Origin of the sequence: Bacillus sp. JUb11 (genome assembly GCF_024807925.1) — a bacterium.
Classification (GTDB): Bacteria; Bacillota; Bacilli; order Bacillales; family Bacillaceae; genus Bacillus; species Bacillus altitudinis.
Window position 1 is genome coordinate 1 of record NZ_JANUEZ010000001.1, and the last position, 11,278, is coordinate 11,278.

Consider the following 11,278-nt stretch of genomic DNA (forward strand, 5'->3'; position numbering starts at 1 on the left):
TGTGTGGGAGGCCTTTTTCATTCAATCTCATCCATCATCATTACGATGAAAATAAAAAAGATTGTAGAAAAACATGAGTTTCTCTACAATCTGAGAACCGGCGATATCGCCGGTTCTTTCAGCGTGTAGACAAACCCTCGCATTCTTTGTCAGTCCTGCGTGCTGGTGCTCACGAATGCCAAATTCGCTCCGCTCCAGTACTCGTCCTTCCTAGGGTTGCAAAGGTTTTCTATCACGCTAAAAAGAAGACAAAGGGCTAAAATCAAGTTCATGTTAGCCCTTTATCAACAAAATGAAAAGAACCGGCGACCGCCGGTTCTTTTTGTTATATGGAAGTTCATTATTCGCTTATGATGATATTTTTACTTTTTTTCTCGTTGTTTCCCATTTGCCTCTGCTTGGACTATGAACAAGATCGTTATAGGCAAGCACGTTTAAGTCTCTTTGGATGGTTCTAGGTGTGATCCCGAATTCATCAACCAGTTCTTGTGTCGTCACAAGACCTTTCTCTTGAATGAACATATAAACTGATTTTATTCGAGTCATCATACGGTTTGTTGAAGGTTTCAAAAAACCACTCCCTATCAATAAGATCGGATGGACTTGACTAACCACAACTTACTACACTAAAACTGCGACATAAGGACATGCAACAATGGTAAATGTTCGTGTTTCTTAATGTTTTATTCTATTATACACGTTATTATGCATCTAGTTCCACCAAAAAGTCAACTTTACGTGTTTTTAAACTTGTCTTCATGAATGAAATTATGGTATATATCATGATTTGAATCCGGTTACAACCCAATAAACACAAGGCGTATAAAGAAGTTTACCACTTAAGAAAGATCAAAAAATAAACACAGAAAATTTACAAAATAAAAAATCATTCATACAAAAAAGACACATTCAAATGAGAAATGTGTCTTTTTATTTTGGCTATCCTTCTAAGAAAAAGAGCTGCAAGAAAAATAAGACGGCAAAAATGAGCACAAGAATATGCACTTCTTTCCATTTTCCTTTTGCCAGCTTCACAAGTGGATATGAAATAAATCCTAGTGAAATTCCTGTAGAGATGCTAGATGTCAGCGGCATGGAAAGAATCACAAGAAAAGCAGGAAATGCTTCGTCAAGCTCATTCCAGCGAATACGTGACACTGAATTCATCATCAAACAGCCGACAATGATTAAGACAGGTGAAGTGATGGACGGCAAAGACGAAATGGCTTGAACGAGCGGACCAAAAAACAAAGCCACAATAAACAATGCAGCAACGGTTAAAGAGGTCAGTCCAGTTCTTCCGCCAGCAGCAACTCCTGATGATGATTCAATGTAAGCTGTGGTTGGGCTTGTTCCAAACATTGAGCCAATTGTCGTCGCAGCAGAGTCAGCAAGTAAGGCTCTGCGTACTTTTGGGAGATGACCATTTTTCATTAAACCTGCTTGTTCCGCAACCCCGATCATTGTTCCTGTTGTATCAAAAATCGTCACAAGTAAAAAGGAGAAGACAACAGCATACAAGTGATGGGAAAACACATCGCCAAACGCAGCGAATGGATTTGTAATCAGCATTCCTTCAGGCAGTGCTGGGGTATCCACTAACACTTTAGGAAAATGAAGCTGACCTGTTGCAAGTGCAATTAACGTGGTTGCTAACATGCCGATAAACAGCGCTCCATTCACTTGAAGAACCATCAATATGACAGAAATCATTAAACCAACGAGTGTCAAAATGACAACAGGTGAGCTTAAATTGCCAAGCTTCACAAGATTTTGTGGATCAGCAGTGATGATTCCAGACTGTCTTAGCCCAATGAATGCAATAAATAATCCGATACCTGCTGTAATCCCGTACTTTAAATTATCTGGAATCGCCTCAATGAGTTGTTTTCTAAGGGATGTTAACGATAAAATAATAAAGAGTATTCCAGCAACAAATACCGCACTAAATGCTGTTTGATAGCTGAGACCTCCACCACCGACAACAGTGACGGTGAAATAGACATTCAGCCCCATACCTGGTGCAATGGCAATCGGATAGTTTGCAAAGAGTGCCATCCAGAGTGTACCGACAACAGCAGCGATAATGGTTGCAGTAAAGACTTGGTCAAAAGGAATGCCTGCATCTGAAAGGATTCCTGGATTGACGGCTACAATATATACCATCGTAAAGAATGTCGTCATACCAGCGAGTAATTCTTTCTTTATATTGGTTTGGTTCTCTTTTAACTGAAACATAAAATCCTCCATTTACGAACATTATTACAAAACACTTAATATAATATTCGCTTTAAGGGTGGATTGCAACCTTTTTTCAAGGAGGAATGGAAAAATGAATTGGGAAGCAGAAGTCATACGAAAAAAAGACAGTTTGATTCAGGATACACAATCTTTTTTACAAATTGAAAGTGTCTTGGATGAAGAAGGCGGCACAGCAGGAAAACCGTTCGGTGAAAAAGTGGATGAGGCTCTTCAGTATATGCTCAAAAAAGGGCAGGACGAGGGCTTCAAAGTGAAAAATGTTGATGGTTATGCTGGTCATATTGAATATGGAGAAGGCGAAGATATCGTCGGTGTGCTATGCCATGTGGATGTCGTGCCTGCGGGAGACGACTGGACAACCCCGCCATTTTCAGCGGACATAAGAGAAAATAAAATCTTTGCAAGAGGAGCCATTGATGATAAAGGGCCGACCATGGCGGCGTTTTACGCATTGAAAATGTTAAAAGATGCCGGTCTGCCGCTGTCGAAAAAGATTCGAATCATCATTGGCACAGATGAAGAAAGCGATTGGAGATGCGTCGATCACTATTTCAAGCATGAGGCGATGCCGCAAATTGGGTTTGCGCCAGATGCTGATTTTCCAATTATTCATGCTGAAAAAGGGATCATAGATGCCATCGTATCCTTTACATACGAACAATCAGAAGAAAACAAGCGTTACATCCTTAAGCAATTCACATCAGGCATGCGTCTCAATATGGTCCCAGATGAGGCTCGCGCGATTGTGGCAGCAGCAAATGATCACGATGCTGAAGCCTTAAAAACGGCTTTTGCAGCCTATCTTGCGGAAAATCAGTTAACCGGTGAGACAAATCATACAGCAGATGGACTGACATTCACATTAAAAGGTGTATCAGTTCATGCAATGGAGCCGGCGAATGGCACAAATGCGGGCATTCATATGGCGAATTTCTTATGTGCGCATGAATTAGATGAAAGAGGGCTCGCTTTTACATCACAAATAAATGCTTTATTTGATCAAGACACAAGAGGACAAAAACTCGGCATCGCTTGTAAAGATGATATTAGTGGTGACTTGACCTTGAATGTTGGCACAATCCGCTATTCGCAAAACGAAGAAGCGAAGCTTGGGCTGAATGTCCGCTATCCCGTGACAGCGGACGGTGAGGAAGTCAAAAAAGGGATTGAACGAATAAAAGGGGCAGCGATTGAGAAATTTGATGACAGTCCTCCTCATCACGTCTCAAAAGACCATCCACTTGTGAAAACATTACAGCGCGTTTACGAAGAACAAACAGGAGATCCTGCCCATCTTATTGCAATAGGGGGAGGAACGTATGCAAGGTCATTAGAAGCAGGCGTTGCCTTTGGTCCTTTATTCCCAGGAAGACCTGATTGCGCACACCAAAAGGATGAATATATCGAAATCGATGATTTACTAAGAGCAACTGCGCTATATGCACAAGCCATGTATGAATTGGCGAAATAAAAAAGGAAAGAGAAGAGGGGATTCACCGTGAAAAAAATGTTCTTATGCTCTTCATTCAAAGACAGCTATTCTCTCTTGTCTGACTTTGCAGGCGGCACCTTAAAAGGAAAAAGTGTGACATTCATTCCGGTAGCCAGTGAAGTGGAAGAAGTCACGCACTATGTCGATGCAGCAAAAGAAGCCTTTCATCAATTAGAAATGCGTATAGAGACTGTTCAGCTGACCGGGCAAACAGTTCAAGAGATCACACAGATCATTAGGAAGAATGATGTCATGTATGTATCTGGCGGCAATACCTTTTATTTGCTGCAAGAATTAAGAAAGCACGGGCTCGATCGTGTATTGAAAGAAGAGATCGGCAAAGGCAAGCTGTATATCGGAGAATCCGCGGGGAGTATTATCATGGCGCCAAGCATTGAATACATCTCACTGATGGATGATCAGGAGAAAGCGCTAGAGTTATCTTCCTTTGAAGGATTCAATGAGATCAACAGCTATCCGGTACCGCATATAAACAATCCTTATTTAGGTGAAGCCGCGCAGCATATCATAGAGAAAGATCAAAATACGCTCTCTTTATGCCCGCTCACTGATGAACAAGTTTTACTTGTGACAGGCGAACAGACTGAGGTCAAGACGGTCTGAGTTGTTCCTTTCAGCGTGTAGACAAACCCTCGCATTCTTTGTCAGTCCTGCGCTCTGGTGCTCACGAATGTGAAATTCGCTCCGCGCCAGTACTCGTCCTTCCTAGGGCTGCAAAGGTTTTCTATCACGCTGAAAAGAAGACAAAGGGCTAAAATCAAGTTCATTTTAGCCCTTTGTCAACAATCTGAAAGGAACAGGAGCATATGCCCTGTTCCTTTTTTAATCTTGAAACACATCACTTGATAAATAACGTTCACCCGTGTCTGCTGTCATACAAATGACAATGTGATCCTTTGGCATTTGCTTGGCTGCTTCAATGGCTGCATAGCATGCCGCGCCAGATGATGGACCGACTAAAATACCTTCAAGACGGGCGAGCTTTCGTGTGATGTCGTAAGCATCTTCATCACTCACTTGTACAATCTCATCATACACCTGTTCGTTTAAAATTTGTGGGATAAATCCTGGACTTGTGCCAACAAGCTTATGTTTGCCAGGTTTCCCGCCTGATAAAACAGGAGACCCCTTTGGCTCTGCCACATGTATCGTCAATTCCGGGAATGCTTTTTTGAGTTCCTCTCCAGTGCCTGTAATGGTTCCGCCAGTTCCAGCAGTTGCGACAAAAGCGGCAAGCGGCTGTCCAATCTGTTGCACTGCATCAATAATTTCTACAGCCGTTGTCCCTCTATGAGCATCGGGGTTCGCACCATTGTCAAATTGCATGGGAATAAAGCTGTTAGGAATTTGAGCAGCTAATTCTTCTGCCTTGCGAATACAGCCTGGCATTTTTTCCTCCCCCGGGGTTAAGACGACCTGTGCGCCGTATGCCTTTAAAATATTGATTCTTTCTTGGGTCATCGTATCAGGCATGATCAGAATGGCTTTGTAGCCTCTTGCAGCAGCGTTCATCGCTAAGCCAATTCCTGTATTCCCGCTTGTTGGTTCAATAATCGTTGCCCCTTTTGTGAGCTTTCCTTGTTTTTCTGCCTCAAGGATCATATTGTAAGCAGCCCGATCTTTTACACTTCCGCTAGGATTAAATGATTCCAGTTTTAAATAAATAGCAGCGCCATGTTCTGGCTGAAGGCGCTGTAATTTTACAAGTGGTGTATGACCTATTAATTCAGCTATATTTTGTGCAACCTTCATCATGTGACACCCTTTCTTCTCATTCCGCATTACTTTAGTTATACTATCATCAATGGGGATTCGTAAAGTTTGTTAAAAAGGACAGGTGAAAATATGGCCGAAAGCCGTCATTATTTTATCGGGATTCCAATCCCTGAACAACTCGCGAATCAAATGAAAGCGGATATAGACAAGAGGAGCGGACTTTCCTTTCAAAAATGGACAGCACCCATTGATTATCATGTCACCCTTGTGTTTTTAGGTGCGATTCCAGAGGACCGTTTAAATAAGATTTCTGAGCTACTTGCACAGCTGTCTCCTGAGGTGTCTGCTTTCCCGCTCAAGCTGAATGAAGTAGGGATATTTGGCCAAAAGGAGCGGCCGAGAGTCTTTTTTGCAAAGCCTAGTGAAAGTAAGCCATTGATGGATCTAAGAGAAAAGGTGAAAGCAGCCGTTTTGACAGCAGGTCATCCTGTCGAAAAGAGACCCTTTCATCCACATATGACGATTGCGCGCAAATGGAATAGGGAACAGTCCTATATAGAACAAGCACCCTTACGGAAAGAACCATATTCGATGGAGGTTTCTAGTATCGCTTTATTTGAAATCCGTCTAAAAGAAACCCCGCGTTATCACGCGATCAAACAATTTACACTACATAAATGATTCTAGAGGTTGGAGTGAGCAGCAGATGGCGCAAATTATTAAAATCCAAGATTATATATCACGATATGAACAAGACCCGCATCATTACATCAATCAGTTTATTCGGTTGAAAAAACAAAGATGGGACGAGTTAAAAAAGGCTTCCAAAGAGCAGGTGCAAAAGCAGGCTGACCAAGCCATCGAGCAAGCACCTGAACAAGAGGAAGAAAAGAGAAAGAAATTCTCCTTAAAAAGAAAGCAAAAAGAAGCCGATATGAAAAAGGAACGGGACCTGAGTCTTTTTAACGAGCCAACAGATATAGAACAAGGTGTCTTTACAAACGTTCCTACCGATGAAACGAAGCTGATTCACTTTTTTAAAGATCATCTTTACGATGTTCAGTTAAAATGGGCCAGCTCGACGATCTCTCATATTTCAACTGTCTCCCATCACATTCGCTATGATGAAAAGCTGCGGATGCTTGCAAGGCAGCTGCCAGATTCTTATTTTGTGATGTACAAGCCGGTGCTGCTCATTCAAAAAGCTGAGATGGAATTGTGTCCAGTGCTCATTACACCGCTTGAAGTCATCTGTTTATCTTTCTTAGAAGCAGAGCCAGACAGCGTATATATTGGATCGAAGGAACGTTTTTGGGAAAAGCGGGCGACGGGAAAAGCTGTTCAATCCGTTTTAAACCCTTGTGCAAGCCTTCTTCGCTCTGGAACTGTTGTGTCAAAAATTTTACAGCAAAGTGGTGTAGAGCTTCCTGTGAAAAAAATACTCATCAGCCGCACCTCGTATATTGATTTGCCCGAAGTTCCATTCGGGATGGAGGTTGTCGATAAGAAGAAAGCGGAGGATTGGTTTGACAAGCAGCGGAAAAACACGGCGCCGACAAAGCACCAGCAATTCAAAGCGACAAAGGCATTGCTCGCTTATGGTGAATCAGACAGCAAAAGAAGGCAGGAATGGCTCGATTAAAGGCATATCAAGGTCACCAAAAAATGAGACCTGAGTGGAGCTAATATATGAATGAATGGTACTTTATCGTCAATCCAGTAGCAGGACAAGGAAAAGGACTCCGCACTTGGAGAAGCATAGAGAAAGAATTACAAAAGGTAGAGATCTCATACAGATCGTTTCTTACCCAGCATGAAGGACATGCCGAAGTTTTGGCGAGACAAATTAGCGCTATGCAAGACGACAGATTGAAACGGCTGATCGTCATTGGCGGTGACGGCACATTTCATGAAGTACTGAATGGTTTAAAAGAAATTGATCATGTGCAGCTAAGCTTTGTCCCAGCAGGTCATTGGAATGATGCTGCGAAGGGGCTGGGCATCCAGCGTCATGATGTGATCAAAGAAGTGAGAAAACAAAAGAGGATGCTGACGAAAACATTTTCTCTCGGTTCCTTTCAAGATCATGCAGAAAGTCCGCAATCTGTTCTTTTTCTCAATCATATTGGTGTTGGTTTTGATGCGCATGTCTTGAAGAGAACGGTCCATTTTAGAGGGAAAAAGTGGCTCAACCGACTCAAACTCGGATTTATCATCTACCCGCTGTCCTTTCTACATTCGTTATGGTCTTTCAAACCGTTTGACCTTGCTCTTTTTATTGAAAATGAGAGAAAAGTTTTTCGCCAAGTGTGGTTTGTGATCGTATGTAATCACCCATATTATGGAGGCGGGCTGGAAGCAGCGCCGGAAGCAAGTGCGAGGCAATCAGGATTTCAAACAATCGTTGTCACGGATTTGAATCCATTGAAAGTCCTCTTATTTTTAAGTGCAATGGTTTTTAAAAAGCACCTTGTAATGGAGGGAGTCACCCTTTTTCAGCATGAAGAAGCCTACTTGGAGGCAGATGAAAAAATCCTATTTCACGCTGATGGAGAAGTGATTGGCGCCACTCCAGTGTTTGTTAAGGCTAGTGAGCGATCGTTAAAATTACGTGGCTAAGAAGCAGCCAGTGTGCGCACGAGCAAAAGAAACATGAAAAAAGACTTCCCTTTTCATAAGGTTCTTGTCCTGTTTTTCTAGTTTTGCTTGACGAGTATAAGAAGGTAGCGATAAAATCTATAGGACGGCTATTGTTTAGCATCTCATTCTCAATAGCTGTCCTTTTTGTTTTTATGATCATATAAATAAAAAATAAACAGCCAATTGATCTCAATCGGCTGAATTTTGTCGACTAAAAAAGCATGATTTAAAATATTTTAAGAAATGATGGGTTGAAAATTGATATGAACTGGTTGGGACAAATATTAGGTAGCGAATGGCACATCTCTCCTGCTGGAGGCGCTACAGGAGATGCGTACTTCGCAACACACAATGACCAAAAGCTATTTTTAAAACGCAATACGTCACCGTTTCTTGCGGTTTTGTCAGCTGAAGGCATTGTGCCGAAGCTTGTCTGGACAAAACGGATGGAAAATGGGGATGTCATCACTGCGCAGCACTGGCTGAGCGGCAGAGAGCTGAAGCCAAAGGACATGAATGACCGTCCTGTAGCGGAGCAGCTAAGAAAAATTCATACATCAAAAGAGCTGCTCGATATGCTGAAACGATTAGAAAAGCACTCGCTTGACCCGGCATCGATCTTGATGCATCTCAAGGCATCGATCTTAAAAGAGCAGATTGACTCACATGATATCACGCGCGCCATCCAGTATTTAGAGAAACATGTGGAGGCAGTTCATTTCGAGGATAAGGTCGTATGCCATTGTGACCTCAACCATAATAATTGGCTGCTGACAGATGAAAACCAGCTCTATTTAATTGATTGGGACGGGGCAATGATTGCGGATCCAGCGATTGATCTTGGACCGCTCTTATACCATTATGTTGAAGAAGAGAACTGGGAAAGCTGGCTCTCTATGTATGGTGCTCCGCTGACCGACAACTTGCGAAAACGCATGGCATGGTATGTGCTGGCTGAAACCGTCTCGTTTGTCGTTTGGCATAAAAGAAAAGGAAATGAAAAGGCGCAAAAAGAAGTGCAAGCCGAGCTACATGCACTCTTAAAACGGTTAAACATCCATTAAGACAGTGGAATGTTCTCGAGCCAGTCAGATAGATGCGATTGATGCGCTTCGATATGTGCATCAATTGAACTGACAGAGGTACCTTTTTGGCTGTAATCATAAATATCTGTTAGTAGCTGACGAACGTCAGCATCCAAATCTTCTTTTGCCAGCATTAATTGAATCACGCGTCCCACCTGTTCATATTCTGCAACAGTCCCGCAGCAATCCAGCTGGTGATCAGTTAAAATATCTTTGATTAATTGAAGCTGATGTTGGCGGTTTAATCCCATACGTATGCTCCTTTCAGGGCGTGTCATTTATGTGGTTAAACTGTGCATTCAGCTTTGATTTTATACATGAAGCAGACCAGCCCAATTAGCAGCTGGTCTTTTTCATATGTGCGGATAAGATGCTGTCTTGCGGCTCTTTATGTTTCATGGTATCTTGATAAAATGTAAAGAAAATAGAGGTGTATCAAATTGAGAATGCGACATAAACCATGGGCGGATGATTACTTAGCTGAAAATGCTCATATTGCTTTAGCCAACCCTGAACAATACAAAGGGAATTGGCATGAGCTGTTTGGAAATGATCATCCAATCCATATAGAAGTCGGTACAGGAAAAGGGAGCTTTATTGCCGGAATGGGCAAGCTTCATCCTGAGATAAACTATATCGGCATTGAATTATTTAAAAGTGTCATTGTGACGGCAGTCGATAAAATCAAAGAAACAGATGTAGAAAACGTAAAGCTTCTAAACATCAACGCAGAGACACTGACAGATGTCTTTGCGGAAAATGAGATTGATCGGGTGTATTTGAACTTCTCTGATCCGTGGCCAAAATCAAGGCATGAAAAACGTAGGTTGACGTTTAAAGCCTTTTTAAAGCGATATGAACAGATCCTCCGTCCCGGCGGTGAATTACATTTCAAAACCGATAACCGCGGACTATTTGAATATTCCTTGAAAAGTTTTTCGTCTTACGGACTCCTTTTAACATATGTGAGCCTTGATTTACATGAGGATGGTCTCGAAGGAAATGTCATGACAGAATATGAAGAGAAATTCTCTTCCATGGGACAACCGATCTATCGATCAGAAGTAAAATTCCCTGAATAACAAGCGAACAAAGCTGGCTGCAACGAACGATTGCGGTTAGCTTTTTTTGATAAAAAGATTAGCACATGCGATTTTCCTTTGTATTTGCTACGATAGAAAAAGGAGGGATGACAGCAATGGAGACAATGAAAATAGGTGAAATGGAACTGTTCTGGTTAAATGGGGGAGATACACACATGGATGGCGGTGCCATGTTTGGCGTGGTGCCAAAGCCATTATGGTCAAAAAAATACCCTGTGAATGATCGAAATCAAATTGAATTACGGTGTGATCCAATGCTCATACGGTGGAACGGTCTTCATCTGTTAGTAGATTCCGGCATCGGGTCAGGGAAGCTGACAGAGAAACAAAAACGCAATTATGGCGTCACAGAGGAAACGAAAATAGAAGAATCACTTGCGGCTCTCGGTTTGCGCCCATCTGATATAGATTACGTCTTAATGACTCATTTGCATTTTGATCATGCAAGCGGGCTGACAAAACGTGAAGGCGATGAGCTCGTGTCTGTTTTTCAGCAGGCAAAAATCATCACGTCCAAAATTGAATGGGACGAAATGAGAGCGCCGAACATCCGCTCAAGAAATACATATTGGAAAGAAAACTGGGAGCCTGTTGCCGATCAAGTCATGACATTTGAAGATAGCATCGAAGTAACAGAAGGCATTCGCCTGCATCATACAGGTGGACATAGCAATGGGCATAGCATCTTAACGCTCACAAGTCAGGGAGAAACAGCTATTCATTTAGCGGATATCATGCCGACACACGCTCATAAAAACCCGCTTTGGGTCTTGGCATACGATGATTATCCAATGACCTCGATCCCGGCGAAGCAAAAATGGCAGGCATTTGCCGAAGAAAACAATGCATGGTACTTGTTTTATCATGATGCCATCTACCGTGCTGTAAAGTGGGATGAAGACGGGGCAATGACCCATGAGGTCAAAAGAGAAACCGGAAGATAAAAGATCATCTGTATG

12 protein-coding genes are annotated in these 11,278 nt (G+C 42.3%); 8 read left to right on the forward strand and 4 right to left on the reverse strand.

What is annotated here, in order from left to right:
• Window positions 1-348 precede the first annotated feature (348 nt).
• Together M2369_RS00005 and M2369_RS00010 are read right to left on the reverse strand one after the other, a co-directional pair.
• Complete coding sequence (locus M2369_RS00005; RefSeq protein WP_008356419.1) at window positions 349-570, reverse strand: DeoR family transcriptional regulator; 222 nt, start codon at window positions 568-570, stop codon at window positions 349-351.
• A 369-nt stretch (window positions 571-939) separates the two neighbouring features.
• Entirely contained in the window at window positions 940-2,238 is a 1,299-nt protein-coding gene (locus M2369_RS00010) for an NCS2 family permease (RefSeq protein ID WP_259253247.1), read from the reverse strand.
• A gap of 94 nt (window positions 2,239-2,332) precedes the next feature.
• Here M2369_RS00010 and pepV point away from each other — a divergent pair, with 94 nt between their 5' ends.
• A complete protein-coding gene (gene pepV / locus M2369_RS00015; protein WP_100325631.1) occupies window positions 2,333-3,733 on the forward strand; it encodes a dipeptidase PepV in 1,401 nt (466 codons plus the stop codon).
• Window positions 3,734-3,760: 27 nt separating this feature from the next.
• Window positions 3,761-4,378 carry a Type 1 glutamine amidotransferase-like domain-containing protein gene (locus M2369_RS00020; RefSeq protein WP_212361432.1) on the forward strand — a complete coding sequence of 206 codons (618 nt, stop codon included), beginning with the start codon at window positions 3,761-3,763 and terminating at the stop codon, window positions 4,376-4,378.
• 219 nt (window positions 4,379-4,597) lie between these two features.
• On the opposite strand, the gene cysK is transcribed toward M2369_RS00020, so the two are convergent.
• Window positions 4,598-5,527, reverse strand: a complete 930-nt coding sequence (cysK, locus tag M2369_RS00025; protein WP_039964135.1) for a cysteine synthase A — start codon at window positions 5,525-5,527, stop codon at window positions 4,598-4,600.
• Between the two features lie 93 nt (window positions 5,528-5,620).
• Between cysK and thpR the strand changes: the two genes are divergently transcribed.
• From thpR to M2369_RS00045, 4 genes are all read left to right on the forward strand, one after another.
• A complete protein-coding gene (thpR, locus tag M2369_RS00030; RefSeq protein WP_041507656.1) occupies window positions 5,621-6,172 on the forward strand; it encodes an RNA 2',3'-cyclic phosphodiesterase in 552 nt (183 codons plus the stop codon).
• 25 nt (window positions 6,173-6,197) lie between these two features.
• The gene (locus M2369_RS00035) at window positions 6,198-7,133 is read left to right on the forward strand and encodes a hypothetical protein (RefSeq protein WP_039168403.1); all 936 of its coding nucleotides are present in this window, start codon (window positions 6,198-6,200) and stop codon (window positions 7,131-7,133) included.
• A gap of 47 nt (window positions 7,134-7,180) precedes the next feature.
• The gene (locus tag M2369_RS00040) at window positions 7,181-8,110 is read left to right on the forward strand and encodes a YegS/Rv2252/BmrU family lipid kinase (RefSeq protein ID WP_163116531.1); all 930 of its coding nucleotides are present in this window, start codon (window positions 7,181-7,183) and stop codon (window positions 8,108-8,110) included.
• 284 nt (window positions 8,111-8,394) lie between these two features.
• Window positions 8,395-9,195: a phosphotransferase family protein gene (locus M2369_RS00045; RefSeq protein WP_025207816.1), complete on the forward strand. Its 801-nt coding sequence runs from the start codon at window positions 8,395-8,397 to the stop codon at window positions 9,193-9,195.
• Here the strand turns inward: M2369_RS00045 and M2369_RS00050 are convergent.
• Window positions 9,192-9,467, reverse strand: a complete 276-nt coding sequence (locus M2369_RS00050; RefSeq protein ID WP_259253248.1) for a YtzH-like family protein — start codon at window positions 9,465-9,467, stop codon at window positions 9,192-9,194. The genes M2369_RS00045 and M2369_RS00050 overlap by 4 nt on opposite strands.
• A gap of 189 nt (window positions 9,468-9,656) precedes the next feature.
• On the opposite strand from M2369_RS00050, the gene trmB reads away from it, so the two are divergent.
• Both trmB and M2369_RS00060 read left to right on the forward strand, forming a co-directional pair.
• A complete protein-coding gene (gene trmB / locus M2369_RS00055) occupies window positions 9,657-10,298 on the forward strand; it encodes a tRNA (guanosine(46)-N7)-methyltransferase TrmB (RefSeq protein WP_259253249.1) in 642 nt (213 codons plus the stop codon).
• Between the two features lie 116 nt (window positions 10,299-10,414).
• On the forward strand, window positions 10,415-11,263 hold the full coding sequence (locus M2369_RS00060; RefSeq protein ID WP_035391091.1) for a YtnP family quorum-quenching lactonase: 849 nt from the start codon (window positions 10,415-10,417) through the stop codon (window positions 11,261-11,263).
• The last annotated feature ends 15 nt before the right edge of the window (window positions 11,264-11,278 follow it).

Bases quoted from the DNA above. Each gene is read 5' to 3' on its own strand.
- M2369_RS00010 (WP_259253247.1), bottom strand. From the start codon at position 2,238: ATGTTTCAGTTAAAAGAGAACCAAACCAATATAAAGAAAGAATTACTC.
- pepV (WP_100325631.1), top strand. From the start codon at position 2,333: ATGAATTGGGAAGCAGAAGTCATACGAAAAAAAGACAGTTTGATTCAG.
- cysK (WP_039964135.1), bottom strand. From the start codon at position 5,527: ATGAAGGTTGCACAAAATATAGCTGAATTAATAGGTCATACACCACTT.
- thpR (WP_041507656.1), top strand. From the start codon at position 5,621: ATGGCCGAAAGCCGTCATTATTTTATCGGGATTCCAATCCCTGAACAA.
- M2369_RS00035 (WP_039168403.1), top strand. From the start codon at position 6,198: ATGGCGCAAATTATTAAAATCCAAGATTATATATCACGATATGAACAA.
- M2369_RS00040 (WP_163116531.1), top strand. From the start codon at position 7,181: ATGAATGAATGGTACTTTATCGTCAATCCAGTAGCAGGACAAGGAAAA.
- M2369_RS00045 (WP_025207816.1), top strand. From the start codon at position 8,395: ATGAACTGGTTGGGACAAATATTAGGTAGCGAATGGCACATCTCTCCT.
- M2369_RS00050 (WP_259253248.1), bottom strand. From the start codon at position 9,467: ATGGGATTAAACCGCCAACATCAGCTTCAATTAATCAAAGATATTTTA.
- M2369_RS00060 (WP_035391091.1), top strand. From the start codon at position 10,415: ATGGAGACAATGAAAATAGGTGAAATGGAACTGTTCTGGTTAAATGGG.